Annotated in this window: 24 protein-coding genes; 18 read left to right on the top strand and 6 right to left on the bottom strand. The window is 70.9% G+C overall.

Annotation, left to right across the window (positions count from 1 at the left end):
• Positions 1-29 precede the first annotated feature (29 nt).
• From Q1K57_RS07555 to Q1K57_RS07535, 5 genes are read left to right on the top strand one after another with little or no spacing between them, the layout of a single operon-like run.
• Positions 30-1,334, top strand: coding sequence for a DUF6350 family protein (locus Q1K57_RS07555; protein ID WP_300080539.1), 1,305 nt, complete (start codon positions 30-32; stop codon positions 1,332-1,334).
• 23 nt (positions 1,335-1,357) lie between these two features.
• Positions 1,358-1,933: a phosphoribosylglycinamide formyltransferase gene (gene purN / locus Q1K57_RS07550; RefSeq protein WP_300080537.1), complete on the top strand. Its 576-nt coding sequence runs from the start codon at positions 1,358-1,360 to the stop codon at positions 1,931-1,933.
• An 11-nt stretch (positions 1,934-1,944) separates the two neighbouring features.
• Positions 1,945-3,516: a bifunctional phosphoribosylaminoimidazolecarboxamide formyltransferase/IMP cyclohydrolase gene (gene purH / locus Q1K57_RS07545; RefSeq protein WP_300080535.1), complete on the top strand. Its 1,572-nt coding sequence runs from the start codon at positions 1,945-1,947 to the stop codon at positions 3,514-3,516.
• A 21-nt stretch (positions 3,517-3,537) separates the two neighbouring features.
• The gene (locus Q1K57_RS07540; RefSeq protein WP_300080533.1) at positions 3,538-4,392 is read left to right on the top strand and encodes a bifunctional methylenetetrahydrofolate dehydrogenase/methenyltetrahydrofolate cyclohydrolase; all 855 of its coding nucleotides are present in this window, start codon (positions 3,538-3,540) and stop codon (positions 4,390-4,392) included.
• The gene (locus Q1K57_RS07535) at positions 4,389-4,790 is read left to right on the top strand and encodes a DUF3017 domain-containing protein (RefSeq protein WP_300080531.1); all 402 of its coding nucleotides are present in this window, start codon (positions 4,389-4,391) and stop codon (positions 4,788-4,790) included. The genes Q1K57_RS07540 and Q1K57_RS07535 overlap by 4 nt, the downstream gene beginning before the upstream one ends.
• Positions 4,791-4,882: 92 nt before the next feature.
• Here the strand turns inward: Q1K57_RS07535 and Q1K57_RS07530 are convergent, their stop codons facing one another.
• Complete coding sequence (locus tag Q1K57_RS07530) at positions 4,883-6,604, bottom strand: AMP-binding protein (protein WP_300080529.1); 1,722 nt, start codon at positions 6,602-6,604, stop codon at positions 4,883-4,885.
• A 114-nt stretch (positions 6,605-6,718) separates the two neighbouring features.
• Here Q1K57_RS07530 and dhaK point away from each other — a divergent pair, with 114 nt between their 5' ends.
• From dhaK to dhaM, 3 genes are read left to right on the top strand one after another with little or no spacing between them, the layout of a single operon-like run.
• Positions 6,719-7,720 (top strand): dihydroxyacetone kinase subunit DhaK, encoded by a 1,002-nt coding sequence (dhaK, locus tag Q1K57_RS07525; protein ID WP_300080527.1) that lies wholly within the window; start codon positions 6,719-6,721, stop codon positions 7,718-7,720.
• Positions 7,717-8,337, top strand: coding sequence for a dihydroxyacetone kinase subunit DhaL (dhaL, locus tag Q1K57_RS07520; protein ID WP_300080525.1), 621 nt, complete (start codon positions 7,717-7,719; stop codon positions 8,335-8,337). Before dhaK ends, dhaL begins: the two co-directional genes overlap by 4 nt.
• A 10-nt stretch (positions 8,338-8,347) precedes the next feature.
• Positions 8,348-9,076: a dihydroxyacetone kinase phosphoryl donor subunit DhaM gene (gene dhaM, locus Q1K57_RS07515; protein ID WP_300080523.1), complete on the top strand. Its 729-nt coding sequence runs from the start codon at positions 8,348-8,350 to the stop codon at positions 9,074-9,076.
• A 97-nt stretch (positions 9,077-9,173) separates the two neighbouring features.
• Here dhaM and Q1K57_RS07510 read toward each other — a convergent pair whose 3' ends face one another.
• Entirely contained in the window at positions 9,174-10,163 is a 990-nt protein-coding gene (locus Q1K57_RS07510; RefSeq protein WP_300080521.1) for a malate dehydrogenase, read from the bottom strand.
• A 98-nt stretch (positions 10,164-10,261) separates the two neighbouring features.
• Here Q1K57_RS07510 and Q1K57_RS07505 point away from each other — a divergent pair, with 98 nt between their 5' ends.
• Positions 10,262-10,903: a histidine phosphatase family protein gene (locus Q1K57_RS07505; protein WP_300080519.1), complete on the top strand. Its 642-nt coding sequence runs from the start codon at positions 10,262-10,264 to the stop codon at positions 10,901-10,903.
• 16 nt (positions 10,904-10,919) lie between these two features.
• Here the strand turns inward: Q1K57_RS07505 and purU are convergent, their stop codons facing one another.
• The gene (gene purU / locus Q1K57_RS07500; protein WP_300080517.1) at positions 10,920-11,771 is read right to left on the bottom strand and encodes a formyltetrahydrofolate deformylase; all 852 of its coding nucleotides are present in this window, start codon (positions 11,769-11,771) and stop codon (positions 10,920-10,922) included.
• Positions 11,772-11,942: 171 nt separating this feature from the next.
• Between purU and Q1K57_RS07495 the strand changes: the two genes are divergently transcribed.
• From Q1K57_RS07495 to Q1K57_RS07485, 3 genes are read left to right on the top strand one after another with little or no spacing between them, the layout of a single operon-like run.
• Positions 11,943-12,518 carry a hypothetical protein gene (locus Q1K57_RS07495; RefSeq protein ID WP_300080515.1) on the top strand — a complete coding sequence of 192 codons (576 nt, stop codon included), beginning with the start codon at positions 11,943-11,945 and terminating at the stop codon, positions 12,516-12,518.
• On the top strand, positions 12,515-12,808 hold the full coding sequence (locus tag Q1K57_RS07490; protein WP_300080514.1) for a transcriptional regulator: 294 nt from the start codon (positions 12,515-12,517) through the stop codon (positions 12,806-12,808). The genes Q1K57_RS07495 and Q1K57_RS07490 overlap by 4 nt, the downstream gene beginning before the upstream one ends.
• On the top strand, positions 12,805-13,572 hold the full coding sequence (locus Q1K57_RS07485) for a CPBP family intramembrane glutamic endopeptidase (RefSeq protein WP_300080513.1): 768 nt from the start codon (positions 12,805-12,807) through the stop codon (positions 13,570-13,572). Before Q1K57_RS07490 ends, Q1K57_RS07485 begins: the two co-directional genes overlap by 4 nt.
• Positions 13,573-13,615: 43 nt before the next feature.
• On the opposite strand, the gene Q1K57_RS07480 is transcribed toward Q1K57_RS07485, so the two are convergent.
• Positions 13,616-14,302: a TetR/AcrR family transcriptional regulator gene (locus Q1K57_RS07480; protein ID WP_300080511.1), complete on the bottom strand. Its 687-nt coding sequence runs from the start codon at positions 14,300-14,302 to the stop codon at positions 13,616-13,618.
• Positions 14,303-14,327: 25 nt separating this feature from the next.
• Between Q1K57_RS07480 and Q1K57_RS07475 the strand changes: the two genes are divergently transcribed.
• Positions 14,328-15,530: an FAD-dependent monooxygenase gene (locus Q1K57_RS07475; RefSeq protein WP_300080509.1), complete on the top strand. Its 1,203-nt coding sequence runs from the start codon at positions 14,328-14,330 to the stop codon at positions 15,528-15,530.
• On the top strand, positions 15,523-16,329 hold the full coding sequence (locus Q1K57_RS07470) for an SDR family oxidoreductase (protein WP_300080507.1): 807 nt from the start codon (positions 15,523-15,525) through the stop codon (positions 16,327-16,329). The genes Q1K57_RS07475 and Q1K57_RS07470 overlap by 8 nt, the downstream gene beginning before the upstream one ends.
• Before the next feature lie 12 nt (positions 16,330-16,341).
• Here Q1K57_RS07470 and Q1K57_RS07465 read toward each other — a convergent pair whose 3' ends face one another.
• Positions 16,342-17,340 (bottom strand): patatin-like phospholipase family protein, encoded by a 999-nt coding sequence (locus tag Q1K57_RS07465; protein ID WP_300080505.1) that lies wholly within the window; start codon positions 17,338-17,340, stop codon positions 16,342-16,344.
• A gap of 5 nt (positions 17,341-17,345) precedes the next feature.
• Complete coding sequence (locus Q1K57_RS07460; protein WP_300080503.1) at positions 17,346-19,562, bottom strand: hypothetical protein; 2,217 nt, start codon at positions 19,560-19,562, stop codon at positions 17,346-17,348.
• A 168-nt stretch (positions 19,563-19,730) separates the two neighbouring features.
• On the opposite strand from Q1K57_RS07460, the gene glf reads away from it, so the two are divergent.
• From glf to Q1K57_RS07440, 4 genes are read left to right on the top strand one after another with little or no spacing between them, the layout of a single operon-like run.
• The gene (gene glf / locus Q1K57_RS07455; protein WP_300080501.1) at positions 19,731-20,918 is read left to right on the top strand and encodes a UDP-galactopyranose mutase; all 1,188 of its coding nucleotides are present in this window, start codon (positions 19,731-19,733) and stop codon (positions 20,916-20,918) included.
• Entirely contained in the window at positions 20,915-22,918 is a 2,004-nt protein-coding gene (locus Q1K57_RS07450) for a glycosyltransferase (protein ID WP_300080499.1), read from the top strand. The genes glf and Q1K57_RS07450 overlap by 4 nt, the downstream gene beginning before the upstream one ends.
• Positions 22,918-23,790, top strand: coding sequence for an ABC transporter permease (locus tag Q1K57_RS07445; RefSeq protein WP_300080497.1), 873 nt, complete (start codon positions 22,918-22,920; stop codon positions 23,788-23,790). Before Q1K57_RS07450 ends, Q1K57_RS07445 begins: the two co-directional genes overlap by 1 nt.
• Positions 23,790-24,548 (top strand): ABC transporter ATP-binding protein, encoded by a 759-nt coding sequence (locus tag Q1K57_RS07440; RefSeq protein ID WP_300080495.1) that lies wholly within the window; start codon positions 23,790-23,792, stop codon positions 24,546-24,548. Before Q1K57_RS07445 ends, Q1K57_RS07440 begins: the two co-directional genes overlap by 1 nt.
• Positions 24,549-24,734: the final 186 nt, after the last annotated feature.

The raw sequence follows: 24,734 nt of genomic DNA, 5'->3' as shown, positions 1-24,734 counted from the left end.
CCACGGTCTTGCAGGACCATGGATCCACCATGCCGATGCCTCGTGTGCCCCTCCCCAGCCGGTTCCGGCTCACGGTCTCCTCCCCGGGGGAGCCGGAGCGGGACGCCGTGGCGTCAGGGCGCGTCCCTTACCTCCCCTGGCTGGTGGCTGCGATCGCGTGGTCCGCCGGGGTCGCGGTGCTGGGCTTCGCGGCGGTTGCCGTGCTCGTCGTCGCCGGCTGGCTGACCGCCCTGCGCATTCCCGCCTCCGAAGCCCTGCGGACCGCCGGTCAGGGCTGGCTGGCCGCCCACGGCGTCGCCGTCGATCTCGGCGCCCTCCACCTGCACCTGCTGCCGCTGCTGTTCACGCTCACCCTGGCCGCCGCCTGCGCGGTGGTGGGGCACCACGCCGGTGTCCAGGCAGCCCCCGACGACGCCACCCCCCGGGGCCGCTGGCAAGCCTGGGGACTGGTGGTGGGCACCTGCACGCTCGTCTACGTCGTGACCAGCTTCATCCTCACCCTCATCGTCGCCACGGGCACCCAAGCGGTCGCCGGCCTGCCCGGAACAGCGGCCGTCGCGTTGGCGGGGTCGGGCTACGGTGCCCTGCGCGGCTTGGGTGTCGATCCCCTCGATCGCGCCCCCGCCTGGGTCCGGCGGCTGCCCGCGGCGTCCGGCTGGGGGATCGCCGTTCTCGCAGCCGGATCGCTGCTCGCCCTTGTGGTCTCCCTCGTGGCCCACGGCGGCCGGGTCGCCGAGTTGCACGCCGCCCTCGCCCCGGACGCCGTCGGCGCCGTCCTGCTCGTCCTCGCCCAGGTACTGTTCCTGCCCAACCTCGTCCTCTGGGCCGGCGCGTGGGTGCTCGGGGCCGGCGTCACCCTCGGCCCCGACACCGTCGTCACCCCCGGCGTCACCTCCGTGGGCGCCCTGCCGGGCATCCCGGTCTTCGGTCTCATCCCTCCCGACGGTTCCCCCGGCCAGTGGGCCTGGCTCGCGGTCGGCGTCGCCGCCGGGGCGGTGGCGGGCTGGCGTCTCGTCGGCGGTCTCGACGAAGAGGACGCCGGGTCCGTCGGCAACTGGCCCTGGCAGGCGGCCACGGCCGGCGCGCTCGCCGCGCTCGTCTGGGTCGGCGGAGCGTGGTTGGCCCGCGGCGACCTCGGCACCGGCCGCCTCGTGGGGATGGGCCCCGCCTTCCCCGAAATCGTCTGGCTCGCGCTCTTCCCGATGAGCCTCGCCGCCGGAACCGTGGGGTTGGTGCGCCACCTGCGGGCAACGCGGCACCTGGCCGAGCCGGCGGCGTCCACGCCTGAGGAGCCCGAGCTCGTCACGGCCGGTGGGACCCACGCCCAGCCTTGAGACGCGCCCGCTAGGGTGAAGCCATGACGCTGCGCCTCGTGGTCCTCGTGTCAGGATCCGGGACCCTGTTGCAGGCGCTGCTGGACGCCGAGCCCCCCGCCGACGCGCCGTGGCAGGTCGTCGCCGTCGGCGCGGACCGCTCGGGCATCGAAGGCCTCGCCCGGGCCGAGCGTGCCGGAGTGCCGGCGTTCGTCGTCTCGCTCAAGGATTACGACGAGCGGGCCCACTGGGACGCCGCTCTCACCGACGCCGTCGCCGCCCACGAGCCCGACCTGGTGGTCAGTGCGGGCTTCATGAAGCTCCTCGGGCGCCGCTTCCTCGCCCGGTTCGCCGGTCGCATCATCAACACCCACCCGGCGCTGCTGCCGAGCTTCCCCGGCGCCCACGGGGTGCGGGACGCGCTCGCGCATGGCGTGAAGGTCACCGGCTGCACGATCTTCGAGATCGACGAGGGGGTCGACACGGGGCGCATCATCGACCAGGTGCCGGTCCGGGTGGAGCCCGGCGACACCGAGGAGACCCTGCACGAACGCATCAAGGTGGCCGAACGCGCCCTGCTCGTCGGCACCGTCACCGAGTACGCCGCCCGCGCGCGGTGAAGGAGGAACCCATGTCCCACCGTCTGCCGATCAGGCGCGCGCTGCTGTCGGTCTACGACAAGACCGGCCTCGTCGACCTCGGCCGGGCGTTGGCGGACGCCGGCGTCGCACTCGTCTCGACCGGGGGCTCCTACCGGACGCTCACCGAGTCGGGCATCCCCGTCACCGAGGTGGCCGAGCTCACCGGCTTCCCCGAGTGCCTCGACGGCCGCGTGAAGACGCTGCACCCGCGGGTTCACGCGGGCATCCTCGCCGACCGGCGCCTGACCACGCATCGCGAGCAGCTGGTCGAGCTGGGGGTCGAGCCGTTCGACCTCGTCGTGAGCAACCTCTACCCGTTCACCCAGACGGTGGCCTCGGGGGCGAGCGTCGACGAGTGCGTGGAGCAGATCGACATCGGCGGGCCCTCCATGGTGCGGGCCGCCGCCAAGAACCACCCGAGCGTCGCGATCGTCACCTCGCCCGCCCAGTACCCGCAGGTGTACGCCGCCCTCGAACGCGGCGGCTTCACCCTCGGCGAGCGCAAGAACCTGGCCGCGGCGGCGTTCGAGCACACGGCCGCCTACGACGTGGCGGTCGCGAACTGGATGGGCAGCCAGCTCGTCGAGACGCCCGACGACCTGGAGGGCGGGGATGCGTTCCCCCTGTGGCTCGGCGGCGTCTGGGTCAAGGCGGCCGCGCTGCGGTACGGCGAGAACAGCCACCAGCCGGCGGCGCTCTACCGCTACCCGGCCGGGCCGGCCGGCATCGCGCAGGCGAAGCAACTCCACGGCAAGGAGATGAGCTACAACAACTACACCGACGGCGACGCCGCCTACCGGGCCGCCCACGACTTCTCCGAGCCGTGCGTGGCGATCATCAAGCACGCGAACCCGTGCGGCATCGCCGTCGCCGACACGATCGCGGAGGCGCATGCGCTGGCGCATGCCTGCGACCCGCTCAGTGCTTTCGGTGGGGTCATCGCCACCAACCGGCCCGTGTCCGGCGCCATGGCCGAAGCGGTTGCCGACATCTTCACCGAGGTCGTGATCGCCCCCGGCTACGAGGAGGGTGCGCTCGAGATCCTCAGCCGGAAGAAGAACCTTCGGTTGCTCGAGGTCGGTCCGTACACGCATCGAGAGCGCCAGTTGCACCCCATCAGTGGCGGCGCGCTGTTGCAGGCACCCGACCGGTTGGACGCCCCCGGCGACGATCCGGCGAACTGGGAGTTGGCTGCCGGCGAGGTGGTTGACGCGCCCACCCTGGCCGACCTGGCGTTCGCCTGGCGCGCCTGCCGGGCCGTGAAGAGCAATGCGATCCTGCTCGCAACGGGTGGAGCGTCCGTGGGCGTCGGCATGGGCCAGGTCAACCGCGTCGACTCCTGTCGCCTCGCGGTGGAGCGCGCGGGTGACCGGGCCGCCGGCAGCGTGGCGGCGTCCGATGCCTTCTTCCCGTTCGCCGATGGGCCGCAGATCCTCATCGACGCGGGCGTGAGGGCCATCGTGCAGCCGGGCGGCTCGGTGCGCGACGACCAGACGATCGAGGCATGCCGGGCCGCCGGTGTCAGCCTGTATCTCACCGGCACTCGGCACTTCTTCCACTGACCCGCGGGGAACGGAGAACTCATGACAGCCCAGGTGCTGGACGGCAAAGCCACCGCGGCCGCCATCAAGGCCGAACTGACCGCGCGCGTGGCAAGGCTGCGCGAGCGTGGCATCGTGCCGGGGCTCGCGACCGTGCTCGTGGGCGACGACCCGGCGAGCCACAGCTACGTGCGCATGAAGCACCGCGACTGCGACGACGTGGGCATCGCGTCGATCCGGGTGGAACTGCCGGCGGCGGCGTCCCTCGACCAGGTGACGGCGGCGATCGACGCGTTGAACGCCGACCCGGCCTGCACGGGCTACATCGTGCAACTGCCCTTGCCGAAGGCCCTGCCGGAGAACGCGCTGCTCGAACGCGTGGACCCGGGCAAGGACGCCGACGGTCTCCACCCGATCAACCTCGGCCGCCTCGTGCTGAACGAGCCGGCGCCCCTGCCCTGCACGCCGCGGGGGATCGTGGAACTGCTGGTCCGGCACGGATTGTCGTGGCGCGGAGCGGAGGTCGTCGTGATCGGCCGCGGGATCACCGTCGGGCGGCCCCTCGGGCTGATCCTGACGCGGCGGTCGGAGAACGCCAGCGTGACGCTCTGCCACACTGGCACGCGCGACGTGGCGGCGCACACGCGCCGGGCCGACATCGTCGTCGCCGCTGCCGGGGTGCCGCACATGGTGACGGCGGAGATGATCCGCGAGGGGGCGGTGTGCGTCGACGTCGGCGTCAGCCGCGTGGACGGGAAGACGACGGGTGACCTCGCGCCCGACGTGTGGGACAAGGCGTCCTGGGTGACGCCCAACCCGGGCGGCGTGGGCCCCATGACGCGGGCGATGTTGCTCAGCAACGTCGTCGACCGCGCCGAGGCGCTGGCGGCGCCGTGACCGGCCGCCTCCCGGACGAGGCGAAGCAGTATCCGCACCACTTCCGCCCGCCGCATCCGTCCGACACCGCCGACGTGCCGGCCGACGCGCGCGCCGAGCGGCCGGCCGGGCCGCGCGCACCGCGTCCGTGGTGGGCGCTGGTCGTGGGGCAGTGGCCGCTGGCGGTGACGTTGCTCGGGGTGGCGGCCGGCGTCGGCTGGGCCGGCATCGGTCACTGGAAGCGCGGGTCGTTCCTCATCGGGGCCTCGTTCGTCGTTGCGACCCTGCTGCGTGCCTTCCTGCCGGATCGGTGGGTCGGGCTGCTCGGCGTCCGGCGGCGTCTGGTCGACGTGGCCTGCCTGGGGCTGCTCGGCGTGGGGATCTGGGCGCTCACGCTGGTGGTCCCGCCGCTTCCGTAGGCGGCCCCGCCCACGTTTCTGACCGACGAAATCGTGACACGTGCCACGATTCCCTCGGTCAGAAAACCTCGGTCAGAAACGTGCGGCCGCCCTCAGCGGAAGTCGCGATCGAAGAACTGCCCCTCACGGTCACCGGACGCCACCCGCTCGGCTTCGGCGGAGCGCAGTTCGACACGGCGGATCTTGCTGCTCACCGTCTTCGGCAGGGTGTCGACGAACTCGACGATGCGCACCAGCTGGTACCCGTTGAGGTGGGACCGGCAGTGGGCGAAGATCGACCGCGCCACGTCGGGGCCGGCCGCATGGCCCGCTGCCAGGTGCACGTACGCCTTCGGCACCGCGCCGCGCAGCGCATCGGGGCTCGGGACGACCGCACACTCGGCTACCGCCGCGTGGAGCATCAGCGCGCTCTCCAGCTCGAAGGGGCTGATCTTGTAGTCGGACGCCTTGAAGACGTCGTCGGCGCGGCCGACGTAGGTGAGGTAGCCCTCCTCGTCACGCGCCGCGATGTCGCCGGTGTGGTAGTAGCCACCGCGGGTGGCCTCCGCCGTCAGGTCGTCCGCGGCGTAATAGCCCCCCATGAGGCCCAGATGGTGCACCGACAGGTCGAGGCAGATCTCACCCTCGCCGACGCCCTCCACGACCGTCTCGGTCGCCGGGTCGAGCAGCGCCACCGCGTAGCCGGGCATGGGGCGTCCCATCGCGCCCGGCCGGATCGGCTGGCCCGGCGAGTTGCCGATGGAGCAGGTCGTCTCGGTCTGGCCGTAACCGTCGCGGATCGTGTTGTTCCACGCGTCGCGCACCCGGTTGATGACCTCGGCGTTCAGCGCCTCGCCTGCGCCCACGAGTTCGCGCGGGGGCTTGGTGAGGTGCGACAGATCAGCCTGGATGAGCATGCGCCACACGGTCGGCGGCGCGCAGAAGGTCGACACCTGGTAGGTGTCCATGATCTTGAGCAGCGTCTCGGCATGGAAACGCGCGTAGTTGAAGATGAACACGGTCGCCTGGGCGAGGAACGGCGAGAAGAAGTTGCTCCACGCGTGCTTGCCCCAACCGGGCGAGCTGATGTTGAGGTGCACGTCGCCCGGCCGGACGCCGAGCCAGTACATCGTCGACAGATGGCCCACCGGGTAGCTCACCTGCGTGTGCTCCACCAGTTTCGGGTGGGCCGTGGTGCCGGAGGTGAAGTACAGCAGCGACGTGTCGGTGGCCGGCGTGGGCCCGTCCGGGGTGAAGTCCTCTGCCGCGTCCGCGCTGGTGGCGTAGTCGACCCAGCCCTCGCCGAGGGCGTCCCCGAGACCGATGAGCGTCGTGCCGGGCCGCACCAGGTGGAAGCGCCCGGTGAGCCGCGTCGGGGCGATCGCGAACCGGGCGTCCGCGGTCTCGACGCGCCAGGCGAGGTCGACGTCGCTGAGCAGCGTCGACGTCGGGATGGCGACGCCGCCTGCCTTGAGGAGGCCGAACAGCACCTCCCACAGCTCGATCGTGTTGTCGAGCATGACGATCATCGTGTCGCCGCGGTGCAGGCCGAGGTCGATCAGCCAGTTGGCGACCTGGTCCGAGCGCGCCGCGAGCTCGCCATAGGTGTGGGTATGGGCCGTCAGGTCCTCCTCGACGATGGTGACGGCGGCGCGATCGGGGTGTTCGCCGGCGACCACATCGAACCACTCGAGGGCGAAGTTGAAGGTCTCGAGCTGCGGCCAGGCGAAGCCCGCGCGGACTGCCTCGTAGTCGTGGGGGTGGTCGAGAAGGAAGTCGCGGGCGCGGCGCACGGCGTCGGTGGCGGCGGTGGCCGGCCGTCCGGTGTAGGTCATGGACAGCATCTTAGTTACGCAACCGTAGGTTGTTAGCCGTCGATGGGAGACTTGCCAACGGTTGTCTCCCCGCAGGGGGTTCCTCGCCGCCGCGCCGGGTGGTTGACTGAGAGGATGAAGAAGCTGATCAATGGCGCCAATGACGTCGTCGCTGAGGCCCTCGTCGGCATCGAGGCCGCCTACTCCGACCGCCTCCGCATCGACCACGCGAACAAGGTGATCCTGCGCAAGGACGCCCCCCGTCCCGGCAAGGTGGGACTCGTCTCCGGCGGCGGCTCCGGCCACGAGCCGATGCACGGCGGCTACGTCGGGCTCGGCATGCTGGACGCCGCGTGCTGCGGCGAGGTCTTCACCTCGCCCGTCCCCGACCAGATGATGGCCGCCACGACCGCGGTGGACGCCGGCGCCGGCGTCCTGCACATCGTCAAGAACTACACCGGCGACGTCATGAACTTCGAGATGGCCGCGGAGATGGCGGCCGCGGAGGGCGGCGTCCGGGTGGAAGCCGTCGTCACCGACGACGACGTGGCCGTCCAGGACTCGCTCTACACCGCGGGGCGCCGTGGCGTGGGTGTCACGGTGCTGCTCGAGAAGATCGTTGGGGCCGCCGCCGAGGAGGGCCGCGACCTCGATGCCCTCGTCGAGCTCGCCAAGAAGGTCAACGGCAACGGGCGCTCGATGGGCATGGCGCTCACCTCCTGCACCGTCCCCCACGCCGGCAAGCCGACGTTCGACCTGGCCGAGGACGAGATGGAGGTCGGCATCGGCATCCACGGCGAGCCGGGGCGCGAGCGCCGCAAGCTCGCGCCGGCCCGCGAGGTGGCGGCGATGCTCGTCGAGCCGATCCTGGAAGACCTGTGCTTCAGCAACGGCCCCACCATCGCGATGCTCAACGGTATGGGCGGCACGCCGCTCATCGAGTTGTACGTGATGTACGGCGAGGTGGCCAAGCTGCTCCAGAAGTACGGAGTGCAAGTGGCGCGCAGTCTGGTCGGCAACTACATCACGAGCCTCGAGATGGCCGGTTCGTCGCTCACCCTGCTCGCCGCAGATGACGACATGCTGAAGCTCTGGGACGCCCCGGTGAACACGGTTGGCCTACGGTGGGGGCTGTGACCGTCATCGACCTTGCGCAGGTGCACGCGTGGCTCGCGGATTTCGCCGCGGTCGTGCACGAGAATGCCGACCTGCTGACCGATCTCGACCGTCAGATCGGCGACGCCGATCACGGCGCCAACATGGACCGCGGCATGCAGGCCGTGGCGGCCCTGTCCGCCGACGACTTCGCCGATGCCCCGGCGTTGCTGAAGAAGGCCGGCATGACGCTGGTCAGCACGGTCGGCGGTGCGTCCGGGCCGCTGTACGGCACCTTCTTCCTGCGCCTCGCGGCGGCGCTGCCCGCCGAGGGCGCCGATCCGGTCGCGTTCGGGCTGGCCCTGAGGGCCGGGCTGGACGGCGTCCTGGCGCGCGGCAAGGCGTCGGTGGGGGACAAGACGATGGTGGACGCCTTGTCGCCGGCCGTGGACGCCTACGAGGCGACCGTGTCGGACGAGGCGGCGGAGGCGTTGGAGGCTGCTGCCCGGGCGGCGGCGGAGGGCAGGGACGCCACGATCCCGCTCGTCGCCCGCAAGGGCCGGGCCTCCTATCTCGGGGACCGGAGCGCTGGGCACCAGGATCCGGGTGCCACCAGCGTGACGATGCTCGTCGAGGCCGCCGCGCGCACCCTGGGCTGATCGGGTCCCCATGATCGGCTTGGTGGTGGTGTCGCACAGCTATGCCTTGGCGCGGGCGGCGATCCAACTGGCTCTCGACATGGTGCCCGCCGACGCGCGCCCGCCGGTGTTGCCGGCGGCGGGTCTGGAAGCGGGACATTTCGGCACGGATGCCACCGCGATCGCGGCGGCACTGGCGGAGGCGGATTCGGGTGACGGCGTCCTCGTGCTGCTCGACCTGGGCAGTGCCGTCATGTCGGCCGAGATGGCGGTCGAGTTCCTCGACCCGGACGCCGCCGCGCGCGTCCGCATCACGGCGGCCCCGCTCGTGGAGGGGCTCGTGGCGGCGGTCGTGACGGCGGCGTCCGGGGCCGACCTGGACGCCTGCGAAGCCGAGGCCCTGCGCGGGCTGGACCCGAAGGTGGCGCATCTCGGCGACGGGGTGGCGGCCGCTCCCGTGGCGAAGGCAGCGGGTGAGGCCGTCGTGTTCCGCACGGTCGTGGAACTGACCCAGGGGTTGCACGCGCGACCGGCGGCGGCGCTCGTCGCGGCACTCACAGGCTTCGACGCCGCCGTCGAGGTCGTCAACCTCACGGATGATCCGGAGGTCGCCGTGGACGCCCGCAGCCCGATGGGGCTGCTCGCGCTCGGCGTCGAGCGGGGACACGAACTGGAGTTCCGGATGACGGGGCCGGACGCCGCCGCTGCCCGGGACGCGGTGGCCGACCTGACCGCGCGCAACTTCGGCGAACGGCGCTGAACCGAACGACCTCCCGACTCGGACCTCCCAACTACGCGCAGGTGCACGCAGTCGGGAGGTCCGAATCAGGAGGTCGGCGTCGTGGCCGGACCCAGCGTCAGATCAGGCCGAGCTCGGTGACAGCGCTCTTCTCGTCGGCGAGCTCTGCGACCGAGGCATCGATCTTGGCGCGGCTGAAGTCGTCGATCTCGAGGCCCTGGACGATGGAGTACTGGCCGTCCGTGACCGTGCACGGGAACGAGCTGATCAGGCCCTCGGGGACGCCGTAGCTGCCGTCGGACGGCACAGCCATCGACACCCAGTCGCCCTCGGGCGTGCCGAGGACCCAGTCGCGCATGTGCTCGATGGTCGCGTTCGCCGCGGACGCCGCCGAGCTCGACCCGCGGGCCGCGATGATGGCCGCGCCGCGCTTGGCGACGGTCGGGATGAAGTCGCTCTCGATCCAGGCCTGGTCGTTCACCAGCTCCGCGGCGTTCTTGCCGTTGACCTCGGCGTGGAACAGGTCGGGGTACTGGGTGGCGGAGTGGTTGCCCCAGATCGTCATCTTCGTGATCGCGGTGACCGGGACACCCACCTTGGCGGCCAGTTGGCTGATGGCGCGGTTGTGGTCGAGGCGGGTCAGCGCGTTGAACCGCTCGCGGGGGATGTCGGGCGCGTTGCTCATCGCGATGAGGGCGTTCGTGTTGGCCGGGTTGCCCGTGACGAGCACTTTCACGTCGTCCGCGGCCACCTCGCCCAAGGCCTTGCCCTGCGCGGTGAAGATGGCGCCGTTGGCGCTGAGCAGGTCGCCGCGCTCCATGCCGGCGGTGCGCGGGCGGGCGCCCACGAGCATCGCGAGATTGACGCCGTCGAAGACCTTGGTGGCATCGTCGCCGATCTCGACCTTGCTCAGCAGCGGGAAGGCGCAGTCGTCCAACTCCATGACGACGCCTTCGAGGGCCTTGAGCGCGGGCGTGATCTCGAGCAGGCGCAGCTCGACGGGGGTGTCCTTGCCCAGCAGTTCGCCGCTGGCGATGCGGAACAGCAGGCTGTAGCAGATCTGGCCGGCGGCGCCGGTGACGGCGACCTTGACGGGTGCGGTGCTCATGGTTTCCCTCCACAGGTGAACGACGGTGTCGGAGCGTTGGCTTCGTAGGTTCGAACCTAGCACCGTGGGCTGGGCGCCGCGCCGCCTAGGGTGGGGCCATGCGCCTCTACCTCGTCCGCCACGGCCAGACCGCCTCCAATGTCGCCCGGCTCCTGGACACCGCCTTTCCCGGCGCGGGTCTCGACGAGGTCGGCCGGCGGCAGGCCGACGCCTTGGTGGGACGCCTCGACGGGCGTCCGATCGGGGCGATCTACGCATCCGACCTCGTCCGCACCCAGCAGACGGCGGCCCCGCTCGCGTCCGACCGCGAGCTCGACGTGGTCGTCCTGGGTGGGCTGCGTGAGATCCAAGCGGGCGACGACGAGATGAGCCCCGACTGGCAGCGCTACGTCGAGGTGCTCCAGTCGTGGCGCGAGACACCGACCAACCGTGTCCCCAACGGTGAGGACGCACCCGCGTTCTACAGCCGCTTCGACGCGGCCGTTGCCGAGATCGCGGGCGCCGGCCACGGCGCCGCCCTGCTCGTCAGCCACGGTGCGGCGCTGCGCATGTGGATCATGGCGCGCGTCGCGTCGCTCGACCTGCACGATGTCGTCGACCGCCGGCTCGACAACACGACCATCGTGACCCTCGACGGCGACCCGGACGCCGGCTGGACCTTCGTCGCGTGGGACGAGCCCGCCCCGATCGCCCCAGCGGACGCCGACGTGGCGGCCCCTGGCCCCAAGCGCGTCGGCTGAGACGCGGGCGGCGGCGTCAGTTCAGGACGACCGTGCGGTTGTCGTCGAGGAAGACGCGGTGCTCGGCGAACAGCTTGACCGCGGCGGCGAGGGTGCGGGACTCCTGGTCCTGGCCGATGGCCTGCAGTTCGGCGACGGTCTTCGTGTGGTCGACCCGCGTCACGTTCTGCTCGATGATCGGGCCCTCGTCGAGGTCGGCCGTCACGAAGTGCGCGGTCGCCCCGATGAGCTTGACGCCGCGGGCATGCGCCTGGCGGTAGGGGTTGGCGCCCTTGAAGCCGGGCAGGAACGAGTGGTGGATGTTGATGGCGCGGCCCGCCAGAGCGGCGCACAGCTCGGGGGAGAGGATCTGCATGTAGCGGGCGAGCACGACCAGTTCGACTTCCTCGGCGTCCACCGCCTCGAGGACGCGGCGCTCGAAGTCCGCCTTCGTGTCGGGCAGGACGACGTGCTCGGCGAACGGCACCCCGTAGAAGCGGGCGAGATCGCCGAGGTCGGGATGGTTCGCCATCACCCCGGTGATCTCGATGGGTAGCTGTCCCGCGCGCTGGCGGAACAGCAGGTCGTTGAGGCAGTGGGCCGCCTTGGAGGCGAGGATCAGGGTGCGCCGGGGGCGTCCGACCTCGTCGAGGTTCCAGGAGGCGTTGAGGTAGGCGGCCAGGGGGCGCACGGACTCCTCGAACTTCGCCCGCTCGAATCCCGACTGCACCTGGACGCGCATGAAGAAGCGGCCGGTGTCGGCCGAGGAGAACTGCTGGAGCTCGGTGATGTTGCCCTGACTGGATGCGATGGCGCCGGTGACGGCGTGGACGATGCCGGGTCGGTCGGGACAGGCGAGCGTCAGCACCCAGTGCGAGGGATCGGTCACGACCGACGATTCTAGCCCGGACGCCGCCGCTCCCTGCGGGGGTCGGTCGACCGGTGGCGGCACCGAGCGCTGGACCGCCGCACGCGGGCAGCGGTGGCGCTTGACGGGACGAACTTTGCAACGCAAACTAAAGCTCAGCGAAATTTGCATCGCAAAGTTTGTGAGGACCCCATGCCCGACACGTTCGACCCGGCGGAAGCCGCGGCCCAGCTGCGCCGCACCGAGGTGGCGGCGGCCGCCGCGCTCATGCCGAACCTCCGCCTGCTCTGCTGGGTCTGGGCGGCGGCGTGGCTCGTGGTCGGTGCCGTGCTCCAGGCATGGACCGCCGGCTCGCCCGGGTGGGTCGCCGCGCTCGGCGCCGTCCTCGCGTTCGGCGGGGCGGGGGCGGTGACCGGCCTGCACACCGCCCGGCGCACCGGCCTGGCGGTCGAGGGCGTCTCGGCGCGCGCCGGTGCCCGGGCCGGCGGCGCGATCGGCCTGACCATGCTCCTCGGAGGCGCCGCCGGGGTCTGGGCCGCCGCGCACGGCGTCGGCCCATCGGACGCCGTACGCCTCGGCCTGGCCGTGGGCGCGGCCGCCTCGGCCGCCGTCACCATCGCCCAGCCCTGGCCGGGCGTCCGGGTCGTCGCCGCCGTCGCCGCCGGCGTGGCCCTCGCGTGGTTCCTCGTGCCGGGCCCGTCGGTCGGCGCGTTCCTGCTCGCGGTCGCCCTGCTCGTGGGCGGGTTCCTGGTGGGGCGGCAGCCATGATCGACCCCGTCATCCACGCCCCCGCGCGCCTGGCCATCGTCACCACGCTGGCGACGCTCGCAAAGGGGGACGCTCTGCGCTTCCCCGCCCTCCAGTCCATCACCGAACTCACGGCCGGCAACCTCACCACCCACGTCCGCAAGCTCGAGGACGCCGGCTACGTCGTCGTCCGCACCTCCGGTCGCGGTCGGGCCTCCTCGACCACGATCGCCCTCACCCCCAGCGGCCGCAGCGCGTTCGCCGCCTACCGCGCGGAACTGCTGCGGCTCCTCGAAGGAGACCTTTCATGACACTCACCGTTCCCACCGTCCCTGCCCTCCGCACCTCCGGCGTCCGCGACGGCATCGTCTCCTCCTTCCTCCGGACGCCGCTCCTGCTCGCCGGGACCGCCGTCGCCGCAGCGATCCTCACCCTCGCCGGCTGGAACTGGCAGGCGGTCGGGCAGGTCTCCGTGGCCACCTTCACCGCGGTGAACCTGCTCTGCTGGTGGATCCTCGCCCGGCGGTTGCGTGCCGAGGGCCGAGGTTTCGGCGACCTGCTCGGGCGCTGGCGTCCGGCCGACCTCGCCTGGGGCCTGCTCTGGGCCGTCGTGCTCTTCGTGCCGTTCTCAGTGGGGCTCACCCTCGTCGCGACCGCGACGGCGGGCGGCTTCGGGCGCATCGGCGAGGTGTTCACCCCGCCCGTCGTGCTTCCGGGAGGGCCCTGGATGTGGGCCGTCGCCGCGGTCGGGCTCGTGTTCCCCTTCGTCAACGCACCGATCGAGGAGTTGTACTACCGCGGCTACGCCCAAGGCGCGTTCGAGGCGTCCGGACGCCGCGCGTGGGCGGTCTGGGTGCCCAGCGTCGGGTTCGCGATCCAGCACCTGTTCGTGGCCCAGAGCCTCGCGGGCATCCCCGCCTACCTCGCCGCCTTCTTTCTCTGGGGCCTCACGGCCGCGCTGATCCGGCGCCGGCACCCCCGCACGCTGTGGCCGCTGGTGATCGCCCACGTCGTGACGAACCTGTCCTTCTCGGTGGTGCCCATGGTCCTGCTGGTGACGGGTCAAGCGGCCTGACCGACTGCGCCCGCCGCATCCGGTGGCGCCGCGAGGTCGCGGCTCATGGCGCTGCCTGGGCCGGCTCCTGTGCGGCCACGCCGCGCAGCACGACGTCGACGGCGGCTCTGAGTTCGTCCTCGGTGTCGGACCAGTCGCGCGCGAGCTCGGCGGCCAGCCGTGGGTGGCGGCGTCCGATCGCCTCGGCGAGCCACAAGGGCGGCGGTTCGTCGCCTCCGCCGACCACGGCGAGGCCGCGCACCACGGCGTCCAGGAGGAGGGCCAGGCGCATGCGGTCGAGCCCGGCGGGCGCGTCGTCGAGGGAGCCGACCAGGGCGTCGGTCCAGGCGTACAGGCTCGGCCGCCGCGGCACGCCGGTCACGCGGACGAGCCCTAGCCACGGGTGGCGCCGGTAGCAGTCGGCCAGCGCCAGCGCCCAGGCGCGGGCGCGCTCCTGCCACGTCGGGCCGCCGAGCGTCGGGGGCGCCCCGAAGGCGGCATCGAGCATGAGCTCGAGGAGGTCTTCCTTGGCGTCGACGTAGCGGTACAGGGCGGTCGTCGTGAGGCCGAGTTCGGCGGCCACGGCGCCTAGGGTGACCGATTCCAGTCCGGACCGGTCGGCCAGCCGAACGGCGGCCGCCCCCACGTCGCGGGTGCTGTGGCGCGCCTTGGGGCCACGTGCACCGCGCCCGGAGATCCCCCACAGCTCGCCGAGCCCGCGCGGTGGAGCGGCACCCTCTTTACTCTGCATGGAATTCACTATATCTTCTCTTTCCATGAACGAGATTCACAGTAATCGGACGGCCCTGGTCGTCGGCGCCGGCGTCGCCGGCCTGACCGCCGCCGCCCTGCTGCGCCGCCACGGGTGGCAGGTCGAGGCCATCGAACGCGCCCCCGAGCTGCGCACCGGCGGCTACAAGGTGGACGCCCGCGGCGCCGGTGTCGAGGTGCTGAGGCGCCTCGGTCTCTTGGACGCCGCCCGCGAACGGGCCTGCCATGTGCGGGCGGGCTCGGTCGTCACCGCGGAGGGACGCACCGTCGCCGCCATGGGCGGGGACACCTTCGGCGGCCGCCTGGGCGAGGACGTGGAACTCGAGCGCGGTGACCTCGTCCGTCTCCTCGCCGAGGCGGCCGGCCCCGTCCGGTTCGGCACCCAGGCGACCGGGTTCACCGAGGGAGCCGACGGCGTCCGGGTGAGGTTCTCGGACGGCACCGAGGACACCTACGCGGTCGTGCTCGGCGCCGACGGGCTGCACTCGGCCACCCGGGGCCTGGCGGGCATCGGTTCCGCCGACGCGGTGCACCCGCTGGGCCACGCGATCGGGGTGGTGACGATGCCGACCTCGATGGGCCTGACCAACGAGGAGACCACGTTCGTCACCGCCGGCCGCACCGCGCTGCTGTACGCCACGGCCACCCAGCCTCGGGCGCGCGCGATGCTCCTGTTCACCCACGACGGGCCGCTGCCGCGCGACCGCCCGGCGCAGGTCGCCTTCCTGCGCGAGCGGTACGCCGACGCCGGGTGGCGCCTGCCCGAGATCCTCGCCGCCCTCGAGACGGCCGACGACGTCTACTTGGACGCCGTCGCCCAGGTGAAGCTGGATCGGTGGTCGTCCGGCCGCGTCGGGCTCATCGGGGACGCCGCGGCGTGCGCCTCGCCGGCCTCCGGGCAGGGGACGACGCTCGCGCTCGTCACGGCCTACGTGACGGTCGCAAAGTTGCGCGCCACGCCGGACGCGGTGCCGGACGCGCTGCACCGCGCCGAGGCCGCGCTGCGGGGCTTCGTCGACGGCAACCAGAAGCTGGGGCCCAGCAACCTCAAGCGCATGGTCATGGGCTCGGAGAAGGCCGTGACGTCGACCCTGACGGCGCTTCGAGTGCTGAACGCGCTGCCGTTCACCGACCTCATGCTGGGCTTCGTCGCACGGGCGCTCGCGAAGGCGTCCGCCTACGAACTGCCGGAGGTGCGCCATGTCTGAGCACGTCGTCGGTGGGGGAGTCGGGACCGGCGGCGCGGGGCCGGGGGAGACGGTGGTCGCTTCGTTCGCCGACCTGGCCGGCCGGGTCGCGGTCGTGACCGGTGCCTCGCGGGGCATCGGCGCGGCCACGGCCCGGGCGCTGGCCGCCCAAGGAGTGTCGGTCGCCCTCGTGGCCCGCGACGGCCAGCGGCTCGCCGACGTCGCCGCGGGGGTGGAGAGGTCGCTCGCCGTCCCGACCGACTGCACGGACGCCGACGCCCTGGCTGCCGCCGCCGCACGCGTGCGCGAGGAGATGGGGCCGGTGTCCCTGCTGTGCGCCTTCGCCGGTGGCAGCGGATTCCCGGTGCCCAGCGTGGAGGAGACCCCGGCGCACTGGCGTCAGGTGCTGGAGTCAGATCTCACCTCGACCTTCCTCACGATCCGGGCCTTCCTGCCGGATCTCCTCACCACCCGGGGTGTCGTCGTCACCATGGCGTCGTCGGCCGGCCGGCAGGCAGGCCGCTCCAACGCCGCCTACGCGGCGGCCAAGGCGGGCGTGGTCTCGTTGACCCGGCACCTGGGCGTGGAGTTGGCACCCCGGGGCGTCCGGGTCAACTGCGTCGCCCCGTCGACCGTGGAGAACGAGCGGTGGGCCACGGCGTCCGAGGAGCAACGGCGCGGCGCGGCGTCGGTCATTCCGCTGGGCCGGATCGGGCAACCGGACGACGTGGTCTCGGCCGTGTTGTTCCTGGCCTCGGACGCCGCGGCATGGATCACGGGCATCACGCTCGACGTCGCCGGGGGTTTCGCCACCCACTGAGCCGGACGGGCGTCAGAGACCCGCCTCGTCGAGGGCCGCCGCGGCCTTCTCGCGCCCCAGCGCGATGAGTTCCGAGGCGCGGTGGAAGTCGAAGGTGCTGGCCGCGTTCTGGGCCACCTCGACGAGGATGTCGGGCGGGCTGGCGGCCATCCGGAACCGCGTGATGAGCGCTTGGGTGGTGTCGAGCGTCTTGCTGACGACGTCGGAGGTCCGCAGCCCGCGGGGGAGCGCGTCGAACTCCTCGAGGCTCCTGGGGGAGGCGGTGGCGTCCGGGTCGCCCGGACCGGCGGGGTCGGACGCCTCGAGCCGGGGTTCACCCGGCTGCTCGGACGCGAACCGCGACTGCCACCAGTCGAGGACGCCCCGCACCTGTTCGGACTCCATGACTCCGCGCAGACGGCCGGTGATCTCACCCAGAACGCCCGAGTCCGCCGTCTCGCTCACCGGCTGCTGGCTCGTCCGGCTGTTGTGCGGCCCCGACAGGCTGACGGCGAGGGTCAGGTCGGCCGGTGTTCCGAGGAGGGGGTCGACCGGCACGGGATTGAGGATGCCGCCGTCGGCCAGGAGGCGCCCGTGCAGCATGACGGGCGTGAACACGCTCGGGATGCCGATGGACGCGCGCATGGCCATGGCCACCGATCCGCGCTGGAACCACACCTCGCGGGACGCGGTCAGGTCGGTTGCGACCGCCGTGAAGGGGATGGGCAACTCCTCGATCGTGACGCCCTCGAGGAGCTCGGCGACCCGGTCCATGACGCGCCGCCCCCAGAAGACACCCGGACCGGAGAACGCGGGGTCGAGGAGCATCCACACGTCGCGCTGGGTGAGGGTCTCAACCCAGGTGCAGTAGGGTTCGAGCTTCCCGGCCGCATGGAGTCCGCCCACGATGGAGCCCATCGACGAACCGGACACGGCCACGATTTCGTGTCCGCGCGCAGTCAATTCGTCGATGACCCCGATGTGCGCGTACCCGCGAGCGCCTCCGGAGCCCAGGGCCAGCGCGATCTGCATGGATGTCAGGATACGGGGGCGGCGCGACGAGGCCCCATCTTGTGACGGGGCAGGAGCGGCCAGAGCGACGCCCCCACTGTCAGGAGCGCGAATCCGGCGAAGGCCGCGAGCACAGCGCTCCAGCCGGGCGGACGCCACGACAGGGTGACGGATTGCGGGTCCGGAGAGGCGGGCACCTCGAGCGTCACCAGGTACCCCCGGAGCGGTGCACCCAGACTCGCGCCGCGGACGCCGTAGCCCGGCCACGCGAGGCGGCTCAGCACGACGGTGCCCCCCTGCGGCGCGGTCACGCTCAGGTCGACGTCCAGATCGCCGTGATCCTCCTCGACCACCGTGACGCCTGGCGACGACCAGGTCACTGCGCCGGCAGGCGCGGTGGGTTGTTCCCGCGTCCACGTGAGTGACGCGTCTGTCGCGGACGAGACCGACCAGCCGGCAGGGGTGGGGAGTGCCCGGAGCTGGGCGGGGGTCACGCCGTCGGTGGCCAGGACCTGGACGGTGTCGAGGGAGAGGAGGTCCGCGAGGGGAAGGCCCGTCGTGGGATCGGTCTCGAACAGCCGGGTCGCCAGTTCCGGGCAGGTGCGGCCGTCGTAGAGTAGGCAGAGATCCTGCGAGTAGGTGGCGAAGCCGACCGGGGTGTAGACGTTCTGCACCGAGACCTGGTCCTCGAGATACCAGGAGTTCCCGAAGACGGTCGAGTCGAACAGGGCATCGCCGAGCTCGAGGGGGTTGCCGACGACGATCCCGTCCCCGTGCGCGTCCGGCATCGCCTGTTGGTAGGCGAGGGTGGCGGCCGGGTAGTCGGCGCGCGATTGCAGTTGGGGGGCGTAGACGCGCGTCTGCATGCCCAGCACGATCACGGACACGACCGCGAGCGCGAGGGGAGCCGCCAGCACACGGGCGCGTCGGGCGGGCGCGCCCAGCAGCCACCAGCCGACGGCGAGTCCGCCGAGCGTGACGAGTCCGAACAGGCCGATCCTGCGCCCCTGGTCCGGTGTGGTCGCATAGGTGAGCCACATGCCGATCCCGGCGAGGGTCCACGCGGCGACCAAGCCCTGGATCGAGCGTGCGCGGCGCTGGCTACGGGCCGTCCATGCCACCGCCCCCAGGACGAGCACGCCCGTCGCCACCCACGGCATGGTGCGGACGGGGAAACGCAGCGGACCCATCTCGGAGGGACCCATGGCCCACAGGGTCGCGACGGCCGTGAAGATCGCCACCGTGGACGCCCCCGTGCGGCCCCGCCAGTCCGAGGGGACCGTGAGGGCGAGGAGGGGCAGGAACCAGGCGATGTAGAGGAGGGGGATGTCGCTGAACTCGCCCCACCATCCGCTCAACGGCCCGGCGGACGATGGCGTCCCTGCTGTGGCCAGGCCGGTCATGGTGAGCACCATGAACCCGTCGTTCTTCACGCTCGAGGTGCGCGTGGTCACCGAGGATGTGAGCAAGCCCGGCAGGTAGACGGCGAAGGCCACGAGCCCGGCTGCCACACCGGTCAGGAAGATGCGTCCGAAACGGTCCCACTGGCGGCGTACCCCGGCTTCGCCCAGGGAGACGACATAGAAGAGGATCAGCATGACGGTGCCCTGCAGGTACCCCACGGTGACCAGCAGGTAGGTGGCCACGGCGGGCGCCCAGAACCCCACCCCACGGCGTGCATGAGCCAGGATGGCCGCGGCGGACCACAGCCAGAAGGCCCAGACGAACTGGTTGGTCACCCAACTCGAGGCGTCCATGAACAAGGTGAAGCCGGCGAAGGGGGCGCCGACACCGGCGACGAACGCCCACGCCCTGCTGGCGCCCACCTCGCGTGCCAACGTGTACGCCCCGAGGGCACCGATCACCAGCGTCACGATCTTGACCGCGCTGCTGATGGCGACGGCGTCCGGGGCGGCGGACACCGCCAGGGCGACCGCGAGGACGAACGGATTGAAGAGCCCCCATTGCCCCTCGGCCACGTAGTTGCCGGCCATCCAGACCGCCGGGTTCATGAGGGGGAGATTGCCGGCCCGCACGTGCTGGCCGAGCTCGTACCACTGCCCGAACGCCCCCTCGGGGGTGTCGGCATAGAAATAGAAGTTGGGGTTGCCGAGCAGGGGGATGAGCGCGCAGAGCGCCACCGAGATGGCGAGTCCGAGCGGCCAGGCGACCCCGGCCAGGCGGTGGCCCGCACGATCGGGCGGACGGGGGGCGGAGTCGGCGTCTGGCCTCGCGGCGGGCATGGCGACAGGGTAGCGAGGCGGGCGGGGCCGGGTCGGTCGACGCCACGGTCCGGGGGCAATCGCGCGCCCTGCCTGCCGGAGGGCGGGCGTCCGATACCCTAGGTGGCGCGCCGTTGCGCCGTTGCTCCGGTAGTGGCCGGTCACGAATCGAGACGGGAGATTTCGCACGTGAACGCAGACCTGCTGGTCGTGGGATCGGGCCTCTTCGGCCTGACGATCGCCGAACGCGCCGCCAATGACCTGGGGCTCAACGTGGTTGTGATCGACCGCCGCAACCACATCGGCGGCAACGCCTACTCCGAGCCCGAGGCGTCGACCGGCATCGAGGTGCACCGCTACGGCGCGCACCTGTTCCACACCAGCAACGAGCGCGTGTGGGAGTACGTCAACCGGTTCACCGCGTTCACCAACTACGTGCACAAGGTGTACACGCGTCACAACGGCATCGTGTACCCGATGCCCGTCAACCTGGGCACGATCAACCAGTTCTTCAACGCCGCGTATTCGCCCGGCGAGGCGCGCGCCCTCATCGCCGAGCAGGCCGCCGAGTTGGGCGGCAAGGTGCCGGCGAACTTCGTCGAGAAGGGCATCTCCCTCATCGGCCGCCCGCTCTACGAGGCGTTCATCATGCACTACACGGCGAAGCAGTGGCAGACCGACCCCGAGCAGCTGTCGGCCGACATCATCAGCCGTCTGCCCGTGCGCTACACCTACGACAACCGCTACTTCAACGACACCCACGAGGGCCTGCCGGTCGACGGCTACACGAAGTGGTTCGAGCGGATGGTCGACCATCCGAAGATCGAGGTCCGGCTCGGCACCGACTTCTTCGATGCGGGCCACGAGTTCGGGAAGGCGGCGGCGTCCGGCCAACTGCCCATCGTCTACACCGGCCCGGTGGACCGATACTTCGACTACTCCGCCGGGGAACTGGGCTGGCGCACGATCGACCTCGAGGAGGAAGTGCTGCCCATCGAGGACTTCCAGGGCACCTCGGTCATGAACTACCCCGACCCCGACGTGCCGTTCACGCGCATCCACGAGTTCCGCCACTTCCACCCCGAGCGCGACTACACCAAGGACGCGACGGTCATCATGCGCGAGTACAGCCGCTTCGCCGAGGTGGGCGACGAACCGTACTACCCGATCAACACGGACGCCGACCGCGCCGGCCTGCTCGCCTACCGTGACCTCGCCAAGGACGAGCCGAACGTCCTGTTCGGTGGCCGGCTGGGCACCTACAAGTACTTCGACATGCACATGGCGATCGGCGCCGCGCTCAGCATGTTCGACAACAAGTTGAAGCCGCACTTCGCCGAGGGTGCCAAGCTGGAGAGCGGAGGGGTGGACGCGTGACCGAGACGCTGACCGGTCAGGGCACAGCCGAAGAGGCGGCCGACAAGCAGTTCCGGGTGCTCCAACGGGTGATCCTGCCCGTTGCCTCGCAACTCGACACGACGCCGCTGTACGTGGACGCGGGCGCCGCCATGGGGGCGCGCTACGACACGATGAACGGGCGCGCCGCGCAGCAGCAGGTCGTGATGGCGGCGTCCGAGGAGGCGAACGCGCAGGACTTCCTCTCGCGGACATCGCTCGTCGTCCGATCGGGTGACCGGCTCAGCTTCGGCACCTACTTCAACGCCTTCCCGGCCAGCTACTGGCGGCGCTGGACTTCTCTGACCTCGGTGCGGCTCGAGGTGCGGACCACCGGGCCCGGCACCATCATCGTGTCGAAGTCGAACGCCCGCGGGGCCCTGCAGCGCGTCACCAGCGAATCGGTGACCGGTGAGAACACCTTCACCGTGGACCTCCCGCTGGCGCCGTTCGGCGACGGCGGCTGGTACTGGTTCGATCTCGTCGCCGGCGGCTCCAAGCTCAAACTCCTCGGGGCCAACTGGCTCGGCGAACACAACGGCCGTGAGCTCGGCAGCGCCACCCTCCAGATCACCACGATGAACAAGCCGGACTTCTGCCTCACCAACCTGCGGATGCTGGGCAGCAACCCGGAGCTGCTGGAGCACCTGCAGGAGATCCTCATCGTCGACCAGGGCACGAAGAAGGTCCAGGACGAGGATGACTTCGAGGAGGTGGCGGACGCCCTGGCCGGCAAGCTGCGCATCATCAACCAGTCGAACCTCGGCGGGTCCGGCGGTTTCAGCCGCGGGATGTTCGAGGCCGTGCACAACGGCTCCGACTACGTGCTGCTCTGCGACGACGACATCGTGATCGAGCCCGAGTCGGTCGTCCGCCTGCTCACCTTCGCCACGCACTGCACCAAGCCGACGCTCGTCGGTGGGCACATGTTCGACCTGTACAACCGCACCTCCCTCCACACCCTCGGCGAGAACGTGAACCCGTGGCGGTGGCAGCCCGGCAAACCGATCGAGGAACAGGTCACCGGTCATGACCTCGCCGCCTCGACCCTACGGAACACGGCCTGGATGCATCGCCGCGTCGACGTCGACTACAACGGCTGGTGGATGGAGCTGATCCCGACCCAGGTGATTCGCGAGATCGGGCTCGCGCTGCCCATCTTCATCAAGTGGGACGACGTCGAGTACGGCCTTCGCGCCAAGGCTGCCGGTTATCCGACCGTTTCGTTCCCGGGTGCCGCCGTGTGGCACATCTCGTGGGGCGACAAGGACGACCTGGTCGGCTGGCAGGCCTACTTCCACGAGCGCAACCGCCTCATCACGGCCCTCATCCACTCGCCGTACGAGCGGGGCGGACGCCTGGTGCGCGAGTCCAACTACATGGATGTGAAGCACCTCATCTCCATGCAGTACTACACCGAGGCCGGGCGCATCATGGCGCTTCACGATGTGCTCGCCGGGCCCGATCAGTTGCACGCCATCCAGCCCCAGCGGATCAAGGAGATCCGGGCGATGACGAGCGACTTCTCCGATGCGCAGTTCTCACCCCGGGTCGACGACTTCCCGGCCCCTCTGGTCACCAAGCCCCCGCGCCGCGGCCAAGGGTTCCAACAGCCGTCCGTCGCCGGCCTCGTGCCGTGGGCGGCCAAGACGGTGCTGCGCCAGCTCGCCCGACCCGTCAAGGAGGAGTCCAAGGAGCGGCCGCAGGCCGTCATCGCGCACCTCGACAACAAGTGGTGGCGGATGAGCCAGTACGACTCGGCGGTTGTCAGCAACGCGGAGGGCACGGCGGCGTCCTGGTACAAGCGCGACCCGCGGCAGTTGCGGGCCAAACTCGTCGAGGCCACCCGCCTACACGGCCAGATCCTCGCGGACTGGAAGCGCCTGCGGGCCGCCTACCGTGCGGCGGCGCCGCGCATCACGTCCCTCGAGGCGTGGGGCGAGACGTTCGCGCGGCACACCGACTCGGAGCTCACGCGCTAGTGTCGACCGCCGACTTGGTGGCGCCGGGCAAGGGTCGAGGGCTGCTCGACGTCTTCGCCAACCGCTACCTGCTGAAGCTCATCGTCCGCAAGGAGGTGCAGGTCCGCTACCGCGGATCGGTGCTGGGCATTCTGTGGAGCTACATCAAGCCGGCTGTCCAGTTCGCGGTGTTCTACGTCGCCCTCGGCATCTTCCTGGGGCTCAACAAGGGGATGGAGAACTACGCGGTCTACCTGTTCAGCGGCATCATCGCCATGAACTTCTTCAACGAAGCGTTCGGGAACGCCGCTCGTTCCGTCGTGGGCAACGGCAACCTGATCAAGAAGATCTACTTGCCCCGCGAACTGTTCCCCGCGTCCTCGCTGTGGGTGGCGTTCATCCACTTCGTTCCCCAGATGGTCGTGTTGCTGATCGCCTGTCTGTTCACCGGATGGCTGCCGAACCTCTGGGAGCTCGCGGCTGTGGTGGCCGGGTTCGTCATCATCGGGGTGTTTGCGCTGGGTCTGGGGGTGGTCTTCGCCACCGCGAACGTGTTCTTCCGGGATGCGGAGAACATCGTGGACCTGATCACCATGGTCGCGACGTGGGCGTCCCCGGTGCTCTACGTGTGGACGATGGTGCGGGCCGCGGCGACCGAGGGCGGCGTCCCATGGCTCGTCGACGTCTACTTCCTCAATCCGCTCAGCGTGGCCGTCGAACTGTTCCACTACGGGTTCTGGCACCCCACGGTGTCCAACGGGGGCACGTGGGAGATCCCGCCCCACCTCTTCCTGGTGTGGACGCCGGTGGCGCTGGTCGTCTCAATCTTCTTCCTCTGGCTCGGGGACGCCGTCTTCCGCCGCTACGAGGGCAGCTTCGCGCAGGAGCTCTGATGACGGACAGCGGGGTGGGCGGCCGGGAGGTCGTCGTCGAGGTGGTCGGGGTCGGCAAGGACTTCGTTCTGCGGCACACGCGCAGCCTCAAGGAGGCGCTGGTCTGGCTGGTGAAAGGCCGCCGAGGCGACCTGTCGGCCAAGTTCAAAGCCCTCGACGACGTGAACCTGGAGATCCGTAACGGTGAGACGGTCGCGCTGATGGGCCTGAACGGGTCGGGCAAGTCGACGACGTTGAAGCTGATCTCAGGGGTCATGCGTCCCGACCGCGGCACCGTCCGGGTCCGGGGCCGGGTCGCCGGCCTGATCGAGGTGGGCGCGGGTTTCCACGTGGACCTGCCCGGTCGCGACAACGTCTACCTCAACGGCGCCATCCTCGGCATGACCCAGGAGGAGATCGACGCGAAGTTCGACGACATCCTGGCGTTCAGCGAGATCGGCGACTTCATCGACAGCGAGGTGAAGTTCTACAGCTCGGGCATGTACCTGCGGCTCGCGTTCGCCGTGGCGGTGCACACGGATCCGGACGTGTTCCTCGTGGACGAGATCCTCGCGGTGGGGGACGAGCCCTTCCAGCGCAAGTGCATCGCCCGCATCCAGGAACTCGTCGCGCGTGGCAAGACCTTGGTGGTGGTGTCGCACGACCTCGATCTGGTCCAGGACATCTGCGAGCGCGGCATCGTCATGGAGAAGGGCCGCGTCGTGTTCGACGGCCCCTGCCGCGACGCCGTCACCTTCCTCCGCGACCGCAACCGCTGAGCGGCAATCCGCCACCGTCGCTGGTTTCTCCGCCGACACTTCGTCGCCGATCGCTCGTTCGACCCGCTCTCGCACACTGCGACGCCGCTTGGGCGCAGAAACGCCGGGTCTGCGCGGCGTTTCTGCACCTAACCGGCGTCGGAAGGCTTCGAAGCGGCGTGGATGCGCCGAAGCGGCGTGGTTCGC

Source organism: Propioniciclava sp. (assembly GCF_029977985.1).
Lineage (GTDB): Bacteria > Actinomycetota > Actinomycetes > Propionibacteriales > Propionibacteriaceae > Propioniciclava.
The sequence above is the reverse complement of the archived record's forward strand: the minus strand, read 5'-3'. Positions and strand labels throughout refer to the sequence as shown.

Bases quoted from the DNA above. Each gene is read 5' to 3' on its own strand.
- Q1K57_RS07555 (WP_300080539.1), top strand. From the start codon at position 30: ATGCCGATGCCTCGTGTGCCCCTCCCCAGCCGGTTCCGGCTCACGGTC.
- purN (WP_300080537.1), top strand. From the start codon at position 1,358: ATGACGCTGCGCCTCGTGGTCCTCGTGTCAGGATCCGGGACCCTGTTG.
- purH (WP_300080535.1), top strand. From the start codon at position 1,945: ATGTCCCACCGTCTGCCGATCAGGCGCGCGCTGCTGTCGGTCTACGAC.
- Q1K57_RS07540 (WP_300080533.1), top strand. From the start codon at position 3,538: ATGACAGCCCAGGTGCTGGACGGCAAAGCCACCGCGGCCGCCATCAAG.
- Q1K57_RS07530 (WP_300080529.1), bottom strand. From the start codon at position 6,604: ATGACCTACACCGGACGGCCGGCCACCGCCGCCACCGACGCCGTGCGC.
- dhaK (WP_300080527.1), top strand. From the start codon at position 6,719: ATGAAGAAGCTGATCAATGGCGCCAATGACGTCGTCGCTGAGGCCCTC.
- dhaM (WP_300080523.1), top strand. From the start codon at position 8,348: ATGATCGGCTTGGTGGTGGTGTCGCACAGCTATGCCTTGGCGCGGGCG.
- Q1K57_RS07510 (WP_300080521.1), bottom strand. From the start codon at position 10,163: ATGAGCACCGCACCCGTCAAGGTCGCCGTCACCGGCGCCGCCGGCCAG.
- Q1K57_RS07505 (WP_300080519.1), top strand. From the start codon at position 10,262: ATGCGCCTCTACCTCGTCCGCCACGGCCAGACCGCCTCCAATGTCGCC.
- Q1K57_RS07495 (WP_300080515.1), top strand. From the start codon at position 11,943: ATGCCCGACACGTTCGACCCGGCGGAAGCCGCGGCCCAGCTGCGCCGC.
- Q1K57_RS07490 (WP_300080514.1), top strand. From the start codon at position 12,515: ATGATCGACCCCGTCATCCACGCCCCCGCGCGCCTGGCCATCGTCACC.
- Q1K57_RS07485 (WP_300080513.1), top strand. From the start codon at position 12,805: ATGACACTCACCGTTCCCACCGTCCCTGCCCTCCGCACCTCCGGCGTC.
- Q1K57_RS07480 (WP_300080511.1), bottom strand. From the start codon at position 14,302: ATGCAGAGTAAAGAGGGTGCCGCTCCACCGCGCGGGCTCGGCGAGCTG.
- Q1K57_RS07475 (WP_300080509.1), top strand. From the start codon at position 14,328: ATGAACGAGATTCACAGTAATCGGACGGCCCTGGTCGTCGGCGCCGGC.
- Q1K57_RS07470 (WP_300080507.1), top strand. From the start codon at position 15,523: ATGTCTGAGCACGTCGTCGGTGGGGGAGTCGGGACCGGCGGCGCGGGG.
- Q1K57_RS07465 (WP_300080505.1), bottom strand. From the start codon at position 17,340: ATGCAGATCGCGCTGGCCCTGGGCTCCGGAGGCGCTCGCGGGTACGCG.
- Q1K57_RS07460 (WP_300080503.1), bottom strand. From the start codon at position 19,562: ATGCCCGCCGCGAGGCCAGACGCCGACTCCGCCCCCCGTCCGCCCGAT.
- Q1K57_RS07440 (WP_300080495.1), top strand. From the start codon at position 23,790: ATGACGGACAGCGGGGTGGGCGGCCGGGAGGTCGTCGTCGAGGTGGTC.